The sequence below is a fragment of the Blastococcus sp. SYSU DS0973 genome (assembly GCF_054051055.1).
This window is the reverse complement of the sequence record NZ_JBJHAN010000005.1, coordinates 81,413-98,333: the sequence shown is the minus strand read 5'-3', so window position 1 is coordinate 98,333 and position 16,921 is coordinate 81,413. Positions and strand designations below refer to the sequence as shown.

Sequence of the window (16,921 nt, the reverse complement as noted above, 5' to 3'; positions counted from 1 at the left end):
CGAACCCCGGAGCCGAAGGGCTAGTTGTCGCGACCAGGGACGTTGTTCACGCGGCGAGGCGGCTGATCGGCGGGCGACCTCCGAGGGCGGAGTGGCTGCGGGCAGTGTTGTAGTGCTCCAGCCAGCTGTCCAGCGCGGCGGTGCGCTGGTCGTTGCTGGTCCAGGCGGTGGCGTAGGCCCACTCGGTGCGCAGGGTGCGGTTGAACCGCTCGGCCTTGCCGTTGGTCCACGGTCGGCCGGGCTGGATGAACCGGCGGCCGAGGCCCAGCTCGGCGCAGGCGGCGGCCCAGGCGTTGCCGCGGCGGTAGCTCATCGCGTTGTCGGTTAGGACCCGCTCGACGGTGACGTCATGGGCGGCGAACCAGGTTGCTGCGCGGCGCAGGAACCCGGCGCAGGCATCCACCCGCTCGTCGGGCAGCACCTCGACGTAGGCCAGTCGGGAGTGGTCGTCGATGGCCACGTGCACGTAGTCGAAGCCGATGGGCACCGGCTTGTGCCGGTGGCCGACGGTGGCCTGCCGGCCGTGAACTCGCCAGCCGCCGCCGTCGGGGATCCGGCCGAGCTTCATGACGTCGACGTGCAGCAGGTCCCCGGGGCGCTCGCGCTCATACCGGCGGTCGCTGTGCCGCCGGCCGCGCAGCAACTCGCCGGTGAGCCGGTCCACCTCGGCCAGCCGGGGCAGTCCGGCACGGGCGATCACCACGCCGATCGTAGAAGCCGCCAGTCCCAGGATCGCCGCCAGCCGCAGCGGCCCAGCGTGGTGCTCGACGCGGGCAGCCACGATCGCCGCTGTCGTCTCTGGCGATGTCTTCCGAGGCGACCGATGCGGCCGGGAGGAGCGGTCGAACAGCCCGGCCTCGCCCTCAGTGCGCGAGCATACACCCACTTGTAGACCGTCTGCCGGCTGATGCCGAGCTGCTTGGCGACCTCGCCGGGGCGGTGACCTGCTCGGACACGGGCGACTATCAGCTTGCGGGCATACAGGGTCGTGCGGGCGTTAGCGTGGGCCACAGAGACCTCCGGTTGGCAATGGTGACGTCAAGCACCACCACTCCTTCCGGAGGTCTCCTTCGTGATCAAGCCACCACGCCGACTGCCAACAACGTCCGTGGTCGCTACAGCTAGTCGCGTGTGCCGAACCAGCGCAGATCGAAGTGACCGTGGGAGGCTTCTCGCCGTGGCGCACTCGATCCTCGGACTGTTCGCCGGGATCGGCGGGATGGAGCTCGGGCTGCAGCAGGCAGGCATCGACGAGCCGTCCGAGCTGTACGAGTGGTGGCCATCCGCGAGGGCTGTTCTGGCCGACCACTTCGAGGACGCCGACCTGAACGGCGACGTCATCGGGCTCCGGGACCTGCGCGACGCCACGATCGTCACGGCCGGCTTCCCCTGCACTGACCTGTCGCAGGCGGGCCGCACGTCAGGTCTGGAAGGGCTGGCCTCCGGCCTCATCCGCCACGTGCTCCAGCTCCTCCGGACATCGCGTCCCGAATGGGTGCTCATCGAGAACGTGCCGAACATGCTCCGGCTCGGTCGGGGGGCGGCGATCCGGGAGATCACCGCATCCCTGGAGTCCGCTGGCTATGCGTGGGCCTACCGCACCATCGACTCCCGCTCCTTCGGGCTGCCCCAGCGCCGCAAGCGCGTGTACTTGCTTGCATCCGCCATGCACGACCCGGCAGCCGTCCTGTTCCGGGGCGACGCACCGTCCGAGGAGCCGGACGGCGCAGCCTCCGGAGCCGCACGTGACAGTGCCTACGGCTTCTACTGGACCGAGGGCAACCGCGGCGTCGGGTGGGCGATCGACGCCGTGCCGACGTTGAAGGGCTCCACGACCGTCAGCATCCCCAGCCCGCCGGCGGTGTGGATGTGCGACAACGAGCCGGGCATGCGCATCGTGCGGCCGTCGATCGAAGCGGCGGAGGTGCTCCAGGGGTTTCCTGCCGGATGGACCGCGAACGCGCCGACGCGCGACCGGTGGAAGCTGGTGGGCAACGCCGTCAGCGTCCCGGTGGCGCGGTGGATCGGGGAAGGGCTGCTCGCCGCCGGCGATACGGCGGGCACCCTCGAGACGACAGCGCACGTGGACGGCGGCGTCTGGCCGAAGGCCGCCTGCCACCTCGGAGGGCAGAGGTGGGACGTCCAGGCGTCCGAGTGGCCACGATCTCCCGCACCTGAGTACCAGCACCTGGCTGACGTCCTCCGGACACACGGCCAGGAGCCCCTGTCGCACAGAGCGACGAAGGGCTTCCGTGACCGACTCCGGCGCAGCAACCTCCGGTACTCGGGGGACTTCATGTCGGCGCTCGACGAGCACGTGGCCCAGTCAGCGCCCTGACCTCGACGCGCCTTCGGATGATGTGAGCCGCTCGACGATGGTCGATACGACGTCCTCCGGCGTCTCGTGCTCCCAGAAGCGCAGCACCGTCCAGCTCATGTCCTCGAGCTGCGAGGTCACGTCCGCGTCGCGGGCTCGGTTGGTCGAGATCTTCTCGACCCACCAGGCTGTGTTGGCCTTCGGCGACGTCGCGTGCAGAGGGCAGCCGTGCCAGAAGCATCCGTCGACGAAGACGGCGAGACGTGCGCGCGTGAAGGCGATGTCGATCGTCCGCCGGCGTTGGCCTGGAACCGGCCAGGCCACTCGGTAGCGCAGGCCGGCGGCGTGCAGCAGTCGGCGGACGGCCATCTCCGGTTCGTTGTCACGCTTCTTCACCGCGCCCATGCGCCGCGACATCTCGGCACTAGATGACCCCGGATGGGGACCTGGCTGGGGCGTTCTGGCAGGCACGCGTCCAGGCTGTCACGCGGCAGGCGGATCTCCGTGCGTCAAGCACAGATCTCCGGCAGCACGAAGTTAGTGTTCAGACACGATTCGTGAAGGAGTGCGATCACCCTTGACTGCTGCACCGCTACCCGAGGTGGGCCAGCTCGTCGACGTGCGGGGGGCCCGATGGGTCGTCACCGACGTGACAGCCCAAGGTCTTCCGCGCTCTTCGGCTGACGACGGGGCGGCAGATCTCCAGCACGCGGTCGCGCTCCAGGCGATGGGTGACGACCGGTTCGGCGACGAGCTGCGTGTGGTCTGGGAGATCGAGAGCGGAACCAATCTCGTCCCCGAACAGGGTCTGCCCCACACCCTGGGCGTCGAGGAGATCGACGAGCCTGCGACCCTCGCGGCCTTCGTCGACGCCCTCCGCTGGGGAGCGGTCACCTCGGCCGACCCTTCGGCGTACCAGGCACCGTTCCGCAGTGGAGCGACGGTGGAGCCGTACCAGCTCGAACCCTTGCGTCGTGCTCTGGCGGCGCCACGCACGAACCTGCTGCTCGCAGATGATGTCGGTCTCGGTAAGACGATCGAGGCCGGTCTGGTCGTCCAAGAGCTGTTGCTCCGTCACCGCGCGCGCACGGTGATCGTCGTCTGCCCTGCTGGCCTCGTGCTCAAGTGGCGCGACGAGATGGCGGAGAAGTTCGGTCTCTCGTTCGAAGCGATCAGCTCGGAAAGCATGCGCGATGTCCGCCGGCAGTACGGCGTCCACGCGAACCCGTTCGTCCTGTTCCCGCGAGTGATCGTCTCGATGTCCTGGTTGCCGACTGCTCGTGCGCAACGCCTCCTCCAGGCAGCGTTCGACGTCGCTCGCCAGCGACCCGCGACGGACGGGTTCGCATTCGACGTCCTCGTCGTCGACGAGGCGCACCACGTCGCGCCGTCGGCACCGCAGCGGAGTTCCGAGAAGCGCGTCTACGCGGTGGACTCCCAGCGGACTCTGGCTGTGCGGGAGCTCGCTCGCATGTCCGAACACCGCCTCTTCCTCAGCGCGACCCCTCACAACGGGTACCAGGAATCCTTCACCGCACTGCTGGAGATGGTGGACGACCACCGCTTCGCTCGCGGCGCCGAGATCGACCGTGTCGCCCTGGGCGAGGTGGCGGTTCGCCGGCTCAAGACGGACTTGCACGACGAGCGCTTCCACCAGCGCGAGGTGAGAGCGCTGCCCTTCGCGCCGAACGAGGACGAGGCTGAGCACTACCAACGACTGATCGAGCTCATCGAACGGCGGGAGCGGGCCGCCCGCGCTGGGCAGTCGAACGCATCTGACATCGCGGCGCTCCTGCTCAAAAAGCGTTTCCTGTCCTCGCCCTGGGCGTTCGCCAAGACAGCCAGCGCCTACCTGGAGGCGAGGCGAGACGGCCGTGAGCCAGAGCTCCCGGACTATGACGACGTCATGGGGGAGAACGCCTCCGACGACGAGGAGGGCCGCGCCTCTCAACTCGAGCTGGACACACTGCTCGACACGCGACGAGCACTGCCTGATCTGGCCCAGCGAGACGCGGATGACCTCGAAGCCCTGATCTCGTGGGGGGAGGGTTACGAGGCCTCCCCGGACTCACGTCTCCGAACGTTGATGACGTTCCTGGACGCTGTCACCAGACCCGATGGGACGTGGTTCAACGAGCGTGTCGTCGTCTTCACCGAGTACGTGGACACGCTCGAGTGGATCCAGGCTGTACTCGAGGGAGTCGGCTACGACTCCAGCCGGCTCGCGGTGATCCATGGGCAGACGCCTCAAGAGGACCGTGAGGACATCCGCCGCCGGTTCAACGCCGACCCGTCGGAACATCCGGTCCGCATCCTGCTCGCCACGGACGCGGCTGGCGAAGGAATCGACCTGCAGCGCTACTGCCATCGCTTGGTCAACTTCGACGTGCCGTTCAATCCGAACCGCCTCGAGCAGCGCATCGGCCGGATCGACCGCTACGGGCAGACCGAGACTCCCGTCGCATGGCACTTCGTCCCCGCTGAAGGTGGGGCCTCCGCCCTCGCACGGGACATGGACCTCCTGAAGCGCCTCACGGACAAGATGCAGAACGTCCGGGCAGACCTCGGATCTGCCAATCCGGTGCTCGCGCCAGACATCGAGCGTCAGCTCCTCGGCCGTGTGGCTCGCCCCGCCCGCGCGGCCGCGAACGCTTCGCAGAAGGCCGTCAACGACATGCTCAAGGGCGAACGGCGGCTCTCCGGTGAGCTGACGCGGATCGCCGGTGAACTCGGCGCCGTCCGCGATCGACTCCACCTCCACCCCGCGAACGTCCGTCGGGTCGTCGACACCGCGTTGTCCCTGCAGCACCAGCCGCAGCTGGTGGAGGTGGGTGACGACCGCAGCGATGCTGCGGTTTTCGAGGTGCCCCGGAGCGTCGGACCGACGTGGCAGCTCGCGACAACGGATCTCGACGACCCCCTGACCGGGAAGCGTCGGCCCATCACGTTCGACGCCGACGCCGTCCTGGATGGCCGGACGGACATCGTGCACACCCACCTCGGCCATCCGCTGGTCCAGCACGCCACCCGCACGCTGCGCCAGGAGCTCTGGCAACCGGTCCCGTCGATCCACAGAGTGACGGCGGTGGTCGTCCCGGAGCTGCAGGACTCGTTCGCTGCTGCAGTCGCGCGGCTGGTCCTCGTGGGGGCGAGCGGTGTCCGACTGCACGAAGAGGTCTTCCTGGCAGGAACCCGGTTGCGTCGACGGCAGGAGCTCGGCGGGGAGTTGTCCGAAGAACTCCTGGCCGCCACCTTGGACGGTGACCACCTAATGCCTGTGCCGGCGCCAGTTCTGCGGGCAATCGTCCAGCGCTGGAATGCAGAGGCGGACGAGCCCGAGGGCCTGCGAGGCCGCGTCGAGCGCTCGGTAGGCGTGCGCACTGAACGCCGTGTGCGCGAGTTGGTGACAAATCTCGACGCCCGCCTAAAGTCTGACCTGTCACGAGTGGATGGAACTTTCCAGCGTTTCGAGCAGACCCTCACGCGCTCCATGGCCCGCATGGAACGAGAGGCTCGTGAGGCGGAGGAAACGCTCTTCGAGCCGGATGGGAGCGCTGCGCAGCGGCGTCGCGACATCCGTGAGGTGCAGCGCCGCCTCGACGTCCTGGCCGAGGAGCGTTCGCGCGAGCAGGTAGCCGTGCGAGCGCGCTATGCGCGTCCTGTGCCGCACGTCTTCATCGGTGCACTCGTCCTCGCCCTCACCCCTGGTGATGCGGAGGTGGCAGCGTGAGGCAGCGTCGGCCACGTCGTCGTACGGAAGACCTGTTCGCATGGCTTGAGCTCGTGCTGACGGAGGGGCCGTTCCTGTCCCGACCCGCGCTGAAGGCTCAGTTCCCGGCTGGACTGGCACGGCCCGACGACGCCGTCGACGACGTCCGCGAGGCGTTCCGGTCCGGCTTCGGCGACTGGGAGAAAGCCTGGACTGAGTGGATGCGCGCCGAGAACCGCACGGACGTCGAGACATCGTCCCGGTATCTCGGCCAGCGCGATGCCTGGGTCCAGACCTTCGTGACTGACGTCTTGGAGTGGGGGGAGTACTACCGGACGGATCCGGACGCAGCCGTCACTGCGACGAACCTGGATGCTTCGGTGACGGTCCAGAGTTCGGGTGCGCTCGACGCGGGGGGTGCTCGCGCGGCTCTCGTACTGGTCGTCGAGCCGACCGAGGATCTCGCCGCGCCGGGTGCCGATGGATGGACGGCGAGCAGCATCGACCGCGGTGCGGCGCTGCTCCGAGCCTCCGGCGAGAACGGCGGCACCCGAGCTCCCGTGGCCATCGTGACCGACGGACGCTGGTGGTCACTCGTCTGGCAGAACGCCCAAGGCGGCACGGGATCCGGAATCTTCGACGGAGCACTGTTCCGTGAAGAACCCGACATGCGCGACGCCTTCTGGGCACTGGCCCGGCTGACATCCCTCGCCGGCGGAGCCCGGGAGCGACGACTCGACGCACTGTTCGAGGCCAGCGTGGCGAGCGCGGAGGAGATCACCGACGCACTGGGCAACCAGGTCCGCGCGTCCGTGGAGCTCCTCGTCCAGTCCTTCTCCGCGTCCCATCTGCGCGCCCTCGCCGCTGGCTCGGTGTCGCCTCTACCGGCCAACGCGCACGAGGTCTACGACGCTGCCGTCACCTCGATGATGCGCATCGTATTCCTCCTCTTCGCCGAGGCGAACGAGCTGCTCCCGACGCAACAGCTCTATCGCGAGGCGTACGGCATCTCCGACGTCTTCGATCGTCTCGACGAGCGACGCCGCCACGCGGTCGGCGTGCAGGGGGAGGAGGCGCTTGCGTCGACGTACGACACTTGGCACCGCCTGCTCGCGACGAGTCGTGCCCTGTACGACGGGGCGACGTTTGAGGACCTTCGGATGCCGGCCTACGGTGGCTCGCTCTTCGACCCGGACCGATTCCCCTGGCTCACGTCGACCGACGAAGCCACCGGCGGCCTGCAGGTTCTCGTCGACGACCGGGTCATGTTCCACGTTCTCCGGTCGGTCCAGCACGTCGACGTCAACGGAGAGGACCGCCAGGTCTCCTTCCGTGAGCTGGACGTCGAGCAGATCGGCTACGTCTACGAGGGACTGCTCGGCTACTCCGCTCGGTATACCGATGAGGTCGTCGTCGGCCTCCAAGGCCCAGAGGGCGGGTCCGAGCCCGAGGTGGCACTCGAGGCGCTCCACGAGCTCAATGACCTTGCGGAGGAGGACCCGGACGATTTCGCCGAGCGTCTAGTCGCCTGGGTCAAAGAGCACCAGCCGGCGGCCAAGAGTCGCACAGCGCGTCAGCTCGCGAGGGCGTATGTCGAGAGCGGCGACAACGCAGTTCAGGACGAGGCTCGCCGGAAGCTTCGGCCGGTGGTCGGTGATGGCGCTTTGGTCGACGAGCTTATCGGCTACTACCGCCTAATGCGCCTCGATCCGCAAGGCCTCCCTTATGTAGTCCCGGCCGGCGGCCTGCTCGTTATCGAAATTCGCTCGCGGGCAACTTCCGGGACGCACTACACGCCGCGCGCACTTGCTGAGGAAGTAGTCCGGCACGCTCTGGAGCCGCTCGTTTACTCGCCTGGCCCGCTCGAAACGGATGACAGCACGGCTTGGGTTCCGATCTCATCGGCTGCGCTGCTCGGTCTCAAGGTTGCCGACATTGCAGTGGGCTCGGGTGCCTTCTTGGTAGCCGCCGCGCGATACCTCGCCGACCGGCTCCTTGATGCGTGGGAGCGCGAAGGGGGCGCACACGATGACCTCGGAGCGGTCGACCGCCAGCGTCGGCGGCTCGATGCTGTTCGGGAGGTCGTTGCCCATTGTCTCTACGGCGCGGACATAGATCCGATGGCCATTGAAATGTGCAAGCTTTCGCTTTGGCTGGTGTCTCTCGATCCTGCCCGACCGTTCTCGTTCGTAGACGACAAGATCCTGTGCGGTAGCTCGATACTTGGACTGACCGATCTGGATCAGCTGCAAGGCTTGCGGTTGGATCCTGAAGTGGGCCATTCGGATAATGCGGGCCTGAGGGTTGACGTTGAGTCAATCATTCGACGCGCAAGTCAAATCCGCGAGGGTCTCGCGAATGTTGTTTCCGAGGAAGATCCTATGCGTTCAGCACGGGCAAAGCGAACACTTGTGCGCGAGCTTGACGAGAACAATCGAACCCTGCGAGTCATCGCGGATGGCGTGATTGCCGCGGCCCTGTCCGGCAGTAGTCGAGGGCGGGCCGCCTACGTGGAACTCGATCTGGCCACGGCGCAGGCGTTCCCCGATAAACCTGACCTCGCTGATCAAGGCATGCTCGCCAAGATCCTGCACACGTTGCAGGACGTCGCGACGAACGACTGGGGTGGCTGGAGGCCACTTCACTGGGTGGTGGAGATACCAGACGTTGTTGTGGAACGCGGTGGCTTCGATGCCGTCGTCGGCAACCCCCCTTGGGTTGCTCATGCTGGTCGTGCCGCGGCCCCGATGAATCCAAACCTTCGACAGCTCTTCGCGTCCACTTATCGTAGTTTTGCCGGCTACCGCACAACGCATTCGATGTTCATCGAGCGAGCATGCAGCTTGGCTCGGCCTGGTGGCTTTGTCGACCTCGTGATACCGACATCCGTCGCTGATCTCGACGGGTACGCCCCTACTAGGGCAGCTGTGACGTCAATTGCCGAGTTGCGGCTCCCTATGGCAACTTATGGGGACGGACGATTTCGGCGGGTCTTCATGCCGTGTATGAGATTTTCCGCCCGTGCCGATAGGAGTGGCACTTCTTCCGCGCGCGCTTGGGATCTGCGGGACGACGATGCAGACGAGCTCGAGGATCACGGGCTCATGCGCCACCTTTCCTCCCTGCCGCCCCTCCCCGCAGGGCTATTTCGTGAGGTCGGGTTCCAGACCAGTGCCGAGACGAGGCGGCTGCTTGGCGCCGAGGGTCTCGGGCGTGTGCCTATCATCGCCGGAAAAGACATTCAGCCATTCAGCGTCCCGGTGGCTCGGCTTCACATCCCGGCCGACTTGCTTTCGGGTCGGGATGCACAGCAGAAGGCCGCGGATGTCCTGATTCGCCAGACGGCTCGCTTTCCGATTGCAGCACCTGCTTCGGGTGTAAACTTTCGCAATTCAGTCATCGGCGTGTTCGGCCAGGCACCGTGGACCGCGTCGGTACTTCTGGGGCTATTGAATTCGCGAGTACTGCGATGGTTCCATTATCTCAGCTTTCGTGACGCCCGTGAAGGAATGCCACAGATGAAGATCGGGCATCTGCGCAAGTACCCTGCTCCGTCAAACGTTGCAGTTCTCCCGGCGATAGCCGAGGTGGTGGATGCGCTTGTAGACGACCCGATGGATGTCGCAGCCTTGAGAAAGCTCGAAGCCTTAGTTGCCGATGCGTACGAGCTTTCGGCGGAAGAGCGAGACGTGCTGGCGGCCTGGCCTGATGGGGACTATAGAAGTCGCTAGTCGATGAATGGGGTCGCCCACGTCGGTAGGGCCCGCTCAATTGATGGAGCAGGCTCTTGCGTAGTCAGAGTGAGACGCGGCATCCCGTCAAATGGGGTGTTGGCGATGGGGAAGGCGGTGGAGGCCGAATGGGTAACGATTCCGTCTCGTCGGCAGATGTGAGAGACGAGTTGCATCGACTACTGGTCGCGGACCTTGTTGGGCCCTGGGGAGGGCCTGTAGAGACAGTTATTGGCAATCCACGTGGTCGGTATCTGGCGGGGGCCCTTGCTCCGGTGAAAGTTGACACGGCTGCGCCAGTGGAGGCCCCTCGTCTCTCGTTGGCTACCGACGTGGCGGATCTGCGAGCGGTAGAGGCGCCATTGATCACCGAGGTCGACGAGGGGAGCCCAGGAGTCCCAGAAGCTCCGGACCTCGATGTGACGGAGTCGGACGATCCAGAGGAGGCTGACGACAAGGGGCCGGCGTCGAAGCTGATCGCGCCCTCCTCGATCGGGCTGCGATTCCGCATCGCCCCCGATGGCCCTGGGCTCACGCTCGTCGCACGCTGGGGGTCCTACGCCGCTCGCCGGGAGATGGACGAGGACGGCCGCACGCGCACCTATTACGACCGAACCCCCCATGAGCACCGCGTCTCGGTGCCTGCTAGCCAGCTCTTGCCCGGTGCCGACCTCGACCTACCGGTCCTGGAGCACGCTGGGTCCGTAGAGGTATCCGTCAGCGTCGAGGTGTTGGCCGACGGCGATGGGACCCTCATCGTCGAGGTGGCGCTGCAAAACCGACGGGTGACCGACGGGAACCTGCCCCCGCGCCAATGGCTCTTCCAGGCGGAGCTTGAGGTCGCCGCCGCAGATGGCAGCAACGCGTTCCTTTCGATCCACGACCCGCTGAATGCCTTGGCCCCAGGACTGGATGACGAGGAGCAGCGACTGGAGCTGCTCTACCGGGATCGCCTCGAGTTCGCCGTCGGCAGGACGTGCTCTGCGACCTGGAGCACGCTCCCTCCTTCCCCTGAAGGTCTGTGGCGTCGAGATCTAGCCGACGGCTCCCGCACGGCCAACCGTGTCAGAACCACCTGGGTTCCGGAGGCAGAGATCCCGCAGACGATTGCCTCAGGCGTCGAAGGCACGCTTCTCTCGATGACGCGGCTCGCGTCGGCATCTCAGGCCGAGGTCGTTGACGGGCTGTCGCCTCTATTGGCCGGCTACAGGGAGTGGCTCGAGCTCCGGAAGTCTGACGCGGCCAAGCTCCCGCAACACCTCCTTGAGATCGCGGAGATTGCCATCGAGGACGCGGGAACGGCCGCGGACCGGCTCGAGGAAGGGCTCGCACTCCTCGGCTCGAATCCTGACGTCTTCCGCGCCTTCCAGTTCATGAACCGAGTCATGGCCGACCAGCGAGTGCACAGTCAGGTGGGCCAGGCCCGGGCCGAGGATGCCGCTCTCAGCATCGCCGCCGCGACCAGCAAGGTGGCGGCGAGGGGGGAGGGTGCAGCGTCATGGCGTCACTTCCAGATCGGCTTCATCCTCATGCAACTGCCGGCCCTGACGGATCCGACGTCCCCTCGACGAAGCAGCGAGGCAGCCCGGGCGGAGCTGCTCTTCTTCCCGACTGGCGGCGGTAAGACAGAGGCTTATCTCGGGCTCGCGGCGTACACCTTCGCGATCCGACGGCTTCAAGGCGTGGTCGAGGCTCCGGATGGGCCGCTGGACGGTGGCGATGGTGTCGCGGTGCTCATGCGGTACACCCTGCGCCTGCTCACCACTCAGCAGTTCCAGCGCGCCACGGCGCTCGTCTGCGCCGCCGAGCTGGTCCGTCGCGAAGACCCCCAGACTTGGGGGACGGAGCCCTTCAGGATCGGACTGTGGGTAGGTAGCAACGTCAGTCCGAAGTCATTCACCGAGGCTGAGGAGCAGATCAGCGCCGCGGTGGCCACCGAGGGCCGCCCGTACGGCATCACGGTGCTCCAGCTCCAGCGCTGCCCGTGGTGCGGGTCGCCCATCTCGCCCAAGCAGCACATTCGTCTCGACAAAGCCCGGCGTCGTGTGCTCGTCCACTGCGGTGCAAAGCTCGGCGCGGAATGCCCCTTCGCCGAAGGCGGCACCGTCGAGGATGGTCTGCCGGTCCTCACCGTCGACGAGGAGATCTACCGGTATCCACCAAGCTTCCTGTTGGCGACGGTCGACAAGTTCGCCCGCATCGCTCGTGAGGGTCAGGCAGCGAGCCTCTTCGGGCATGTCGCACAGCGCTGTCCCCGTCATGGCTACCGTCACCCGGACACACCGGTGGCCGTCTGTACCGGCACGAGCCACAACACGAGCGGCGTCCTGCCCAAGGTGACGGTCCAAGCCGCCGGACGCCTTCGTCCTCCGGACCTGGTGATCCAGGACGAGCTGCACCTCATCACGGGCGCGCTCGGCACCGCAGTCGGGCTGTTCGAGGTGGCAGTCGACACGCTGTGCAGTTGGCAACGAGGCACCGACGTCGCAACTGCCGATCCAGTCCGCCCGCTGGTCGTCGCATCGACGGCGACCAGCCGGAACGCCGAGAATCAGGTGCTTCGTCTGTACGGACGAGGCGTCGAGATCTTCCCTCCGCAGGTCCTCGACGTCTCCGACACGTACTTCTCGAAGGAAGTGCCCGTCTCGGCCGAGCACCCCGGCCGGCGTTATCTCGGTGTCTGCGCGCACGGAGCCAAACTGACCCTCGCTGAGATCCGCGTCAGCGAGATCCTCCTGCTGGCTGGGCAGAAGTTGTTCGACCAACACGGCGACGTCGCTGACCCGTACATGACGCTCGTCGGCTACTTCAGCGCCACTCGTGAACTGGCTGGCATGCGCCGATACCTGGACGACGACGTCACGACCCGGATCACCAACCCGGACAAGACCAGTGGCTACCCGCGTCGCGGTACCTGGGGGCTCGAGATCGGCGAGCTGACCTCGCGCGTCTCTTCGACGGACATCACCAAGACCCTCGACCGGCTCTCCGCTCCATTCGACGCGAACTGGGACACGACGCAGGCGCACAACAAGCACGCCGCTCTCCGGAAGGCGGACAAGGCGGTTCCCAAGCGCGCGGGGGAGCGGCCCTACGACGTCGTCCTCGCTACGTCGATGCTCCAGGTCGGGGTCGACGTCGGGCGTCTGGGTCTCATGCTCGTCGTCGGGCAGCCCAAGAACACGGCTGAGTACATCCAGGCCTCCTCCCGTGTGGGACGCGTCTCGGACAAGCCGGGGCTCGTGGTCACGCTCGCCAACCGCTCCCGTCCGCGAGACATGGCGCACTACGAGCAGTTCGAGCACGATCACCGGACGTTCTACGCCCACGTGGAAGCTCTGTCGGTCACTCCCTACTCGGACAGTTCCCTAGAACGCGGTCTCACGGGTGTGCTCGTCTCGATCGCTCGTGTCCTGGATGTTGGCCGGACGCCCTCGTACTCCCCGCAAGCGGGCGCGTGGAGCATCACTTCGCGGTTCAGCACCCTTCAGAACCTGGTCGAGGTCATCGCCCGGCGAGCGGCTGGCTCCGATGCCGACGACCGCGTGCAGGAGATCAAGAACAAGCTCACTCGTCGACTCGACGCTTGGTACAAGAAGGCGAAGGCCGTGCCAGACATCGACTACACGGGGGCGGGAGGCCTCCTGGTTAGCCCCGAGGAGGGCCCTGCATTCGGCGACGACGTCTACTTGCGGGTTGCCAACTCGATGCGCGAGGTCCAGCCGGAGATCAGCCTGGTCGTCCGTTCGTACGGTGACCGCATCGCGGAGCCCGACCCGCCGGGTGCGCCAGCGTGGGTCTTCCCTGTGGAGATGGACGCATGAGCGAGGCAGCCGCCACGACCCCTGGCACCGAGAGCGCAGGCGAGCCCGACACCTCGGCGACCTACGTCGCCACGGCGGAGATCGTCGATCCGTTCGAGCACCAAGACCAGGTGAAGCCGAAGAACTTCGGCCGCGTCGGCTCTGTGCGGCCGACAGCTCTGCTCTACACCGCCGGAATCGGGGCGTCTGTGGACTTGCCGCACATCGCCGTCATGCCGCAGGGCCTCGACGCCTGGGAGCGGGCGTACGCGCAGATGGGTGGAGCCCTCCAGATCTTCGAGCCCCGGCTCGTCGAGGCCGTGAAGGCACAGCTTGGCCGTCAGATCCGGGAACTGCGGCGCCCACCACAGCAGGAAGTAGGGCCCCGCGAGGTGCCGAGGCTGGGCGTCCCGGCCGTTGCCTTTCCTCGATGGCTGCGGTGCACGGGGTGCGATCGTCTCGCTCCGTTCGAGGGGGAGGGCGGCGTCTTCACTTTCCTCAACACGATCGGCATGCGTCCCGACCAAGCCCGTTTCGTACACAAGCAGTGCAGAGGCCGCAACGGCAAGGGCAAGCCGCGCGAGAGCGTGGCTGTGCCGGCGAGATATCTCGTGGCGTGCATCAATGGTCACCTGGACGAGTTCCCGTACACCGCTTTCGTCCACGGCTCGCACGGCGGGACCTGGACCTGTGACAAGACGCCCGGGGTGGCGAACCCCGCCACGAGGCTGCGGATGCTCGAGTGGCGCAGCAACATCGGTCCCGAGGTGCGTGTCACTTGTGTCGCTTGCGGATCGACGCGAAGCATGCGCGAACTCACCGGGACGGCGGGGGCCGAACGGATGCCGCACTGCCGAGGGCGTCATCCCCACCTCGGGACGTTCGAGAAGTGCACGGCCGAGACCAAGCTCATGCTGCTGGGCGCGGCCAACCAGTGGTTCCCGGCCACGATCAGCCTCCTGGTCGTTCCGGAGAGCAAGGAGCTGAAGGCGGTCGACGTCGCTGCTCGGCTGCAAGGCGTCTCGGCTGAGGTGCGGGCGATGGCGACCACCGAGGCCGTCGTACCGATGTTCAAGATGTTCGTCCTCAAGAACGGCCTCGATCTGTCGGACGTCTCTGACGCGGTCGTCTGGGAGGCGCTCCAACTCGCCGCTGAGGGAGTCGAGGACAACGGTCGCACGACGCCTTACAGCCCGATCGAACTGCGGGCGCCAGAGTGGCGAACACTCATTCGGCCCGCGGACTTCGCCAAGCACGCCCGTGAGAGCGACTTCCGGATCCGGGATGTAGAGGTCGCTACGAACCTGACTCCGGCCATCGAGACGGTTGCGGCCGTCGACCGGTTGAAGAAGGTGAACGCGTTCGTCGGCTTCACGCGAGTCGATGCCTTCGACCGCATCGGGGACGCACCAGAGCGTCTGGCTCCGTTGGCGCGCAAGCAGCCGCGTTGGGTCCCGGCGACCGAGGATCACGGGGAAGGAGTGTTCCTCCGCCTTCGCGAGGACGTCGTCGGCCCCTGGGAGAAGGCGGTCCTCGACTCCGCGCTCTGGGATGCCCATAAGGAGGCGCACCGCCGGAACGTGAAGCGGCGCACGAGCAGTTCCGCTTCCGTCACTGATCCGGACAGCCGGCTGGAGCCCCCTCGCTACTGGGCCATCCACACCCTCGCCCATCTGGTCATCCGTCAGATGGCGCTCGATGCCGGCTACGGTTCAGCCTCGCTCAGCGAGCGAATCTACGCGTGGCGCGGAAGTGACGATCACGAACCCGCGGCTGGATTCCTCATCTCCACGACCTCCCCGGACAGCGATGGGACGCTGGGCGGCCTCGTGGAACAGTCCGCGCGGCAGGCGATGGAGCGACTCGTCACGCGTTCCCTGACGCGGGCGTCGCGCTGTTCCTCCGATCCCGTCTGCTCCCACCGGGTGCCGCGTGGGCAGGAGGACTTCCTCCACGGTGCCGCGTGCCATTTCTGCACCTTTCTCTCGGAGACCTCCTGCGACAACGCCAACAGGTTCCTGGACCGCAGGTTCGTGTTGACCCTCTTCGGAAATCAGGCGGGCATCCTGGGGGTCAGTGGGCTGCTCGACGGTCTGACGACGTGACGGCAGCGGGCCTGGCGAAGCTGGAGCCCCTGAGCGAGCTCCTTCTTCCTACCGAGCTCCGGAGGGTGGCAGACAGCCTGGCGATTGACGGCGTGGCCCGACGTGCGGTGCGGACCCTTGCTTCACACAAGCGTGAGGTGGCCGAAGAGCACGTGGCCGCAGTGTTGAGCGCGTTCGGCAGTCGGGAAGCAGTGGCTGCAACCCTGCGTGTCATCGCGTCGACCGTCGAGAGGACGCCGTTGCCACCAACGCTGGTCTGGAGCGGAGCGCAGCTACCCGGTGAATCGGTGAGGACGACGGCCGCCATCGTCCGTCTGATCGACGAAGCTGAGGAGTCAGTCCTCGCCTCCACGTACTCCGGCACGGCGACCGCCCCGTTCGTTCAGGCGTTGAGGCGCGCGGCGCAGCGGCGCTTGAGCATCACCGTCGTCTGCGATGTGAGTCAGCGTCGCGATTGCGCCGAGGCGATCCGGGGGGCGGTTCCCCGAGCCAGGGTCCTGGGCTACTGCGATCCAGAGACCGGACAACCGCGGATGCAGCACTCGAAGGTCTTGGTGATCGACGACCGCGCCGCCCTGGTCACCAGTGCCAACCTCTCCTACGCCGCCGTGGAGCTGAACCTGGAGGCCGGAGTGCTGATTGAAGACGCGGCTTTCGCGAGCCAGATAACTCGGCGATTCGCGGACCTGTTGGCGGCCGGCAATCTTCGAGACCTGGCTTGATCCTCGCGATAGGAGGTCGTGTAGCCGCGCGGCTGCCCTCGCGAGGCTTATGGAACCTCAGAGGGTGCTAATAGGGCGGGGGCATGCGCGGTGATGCTGAACCATCTAGCTGCTCTGAACTGTCGTTCGGGGGATGTCATGGTGCCCCGAGGCCGGTAGCGAGCGCGGCAACGAGACGGGAAGCACTGGACGATGACGTCGACGACGCTCTTCCGCGTCCCCCCATCGGAGGACGTGGTGACTGCCGTCGCCGAGCGCGTGGCAGCGCTCGGCCCTCGCCCTCGCGAGCAGCGTTGGGCGAGTCTCTCTGCGTGCGTACTCGACGCGGTGTGCAGCATCGGCGCGCGCTACGACGGGGTCGTGGTGCCTGTGGTCCGGCGGGTGCTCGGGTCCGGGGCCACCGGGCCACTGCTCACGCCGGCGACCCTCGTCGACGACGTGTATCCGCTCGATCGATTCGTGCAACGCTTCCCGGACGAGGAGTCGCTGCTAGCCGTCTCGAGGAAGCGTCAGCGGACGTCTACCCGTGGCGGG

The 16,921-nt window shown here is 66.8% G+C and carries 8 protein-coding genes and 1 pseudogene; 6 read left to right on the top strand and 3 right to left on the bottom strand.

The window, feature by feature from the left end; genetic code table 11:
• Window positions 1–46: 46 nt before the first annotated feature.
• Together ACI791_RS10660 and ACI791_RS10655 are read right to left on the bottom strand one after the other, a co-directional pair.
• Window positions 47–886, bottom strand: coding sequence for an IS481 family transposase (locus ACI791_RS10660; RefSeq protein WP_456586024.1), 840 nt, complete (start codon window positions 884–886; stop codon window positions 47–49).
• A pseudogene (locus ACI791_RS10655) lies at window positions 862–1,011 on the bottom strand (helix-turn-helix domain-containing protein); the annotation flags it as partial. The gene ACI791_RS10660 and the pseudogene ACI791_RS10655, both read right to left, overlap by 25 nt.
• Before the next feature lie 166 nt (window positions 1,012–1,177).
• On the opposite strand from ACI791_RS10655, the gene ACI791_RS10650 reads away from it, so the two are divergent.
• Window positions 1,178–2,338, top strand: coding sequence for a DNA cytosine methyltransferase (locus ACI791_RS10650; RefSeq protein WP_456586023.1), 1,161 nt, complete (start codon window positions 1,178–1,180; stop codon window positions 2,336–2,338).
• On the opposite strand, the gene ACI791_RS10645 is transcribed toward ACI791_RS10650, so the two are convergent.
• On the bottom strand, window positions 2,327–2,734 hold the full coding sequence (locus ACI791_RS10645) for a very short patch repair endonuclease (RefSeq protein ID WP_456586022.1): 408 nt from the start codon (window positions 2,732–2,734) through the stop codon (window positions 2,327–2,329). The genes ACI791_RS10650 and ACI791_RS10645 overlap by 12 nt on opposite strands.
• Window positions 2,735–2,894: 160 nt before the next feature.
• On the opposite strand from ACI791_RS10645, the gene drmD reads away from it, so the two are divergent.
• From drmD to drmC, 5 genes are all read left to right on the top strand, one after another.
• Window positions 2,895–6,047, top strand: coding sequence for a DISARM system SNF2-like helicase DrmD (drmD, locus tag ACI791_RS10640; protein WP_456586021.1), 3,153 nt, complete (start codon window positions 2,895–2,897; stop codon window positions 6,045–6,047).
• Entirely contained in the window at window positions 6,044–9,757 is a 3,714-nt protein-coding gene (locus tag ACI791_RS10635) for an Eco57I restriction-modification methylase domain-containing protein (protein ID WP_456586020.1), read from the top strand. Before drmD ends, ACI791_RS10635 begins: the two co-directional genes overlap by 4 nt.
• Window positions 9,758–9,885: 128 nt before the next feature.
• Window positions 9,886–13,581: a DISARM system helicase DrmA gene (gene drmA, locus ACI791_RS10630; RefSeq protein ID WP_456586019.1), complete on the top strand. Its 3,696-nt coding sequence runs from the start codon at window positions 9,886–9,888 to the stop codon at window positions 13,579–13,581.
• Window positions 13,578–15,665, top strand: a complete 2,088-nt coding sequence (drmB, locus tag ACI791_RS10625) for a DrmB family protein (RefSeq protein ID WP_456586018.1) — start codon at window positions 13,578–13,580, stop codon at window positions 15,663–15,665. The genes drmA and drmB overlap by 4 nt, the downstream gene beginning before the upstream one ends.
• Complete coding sequence (gene drmC, locus ACI791_RS10620) at window positions 15,662–16,387, top strand: DISARM system phospholipase D-like protein DrmC (RefSeq protein ID WP_456586017.1); 726 nt, start codon at window positions 15,662–15,664, stop codon at window positions 16,385–16,387. The genes drmB and drmC overlap by 4 nt, the downstream gene beginning before the upstream one ends.
• Window positions 16,388–16,921 lie beyond the last annotated feature (534 nt).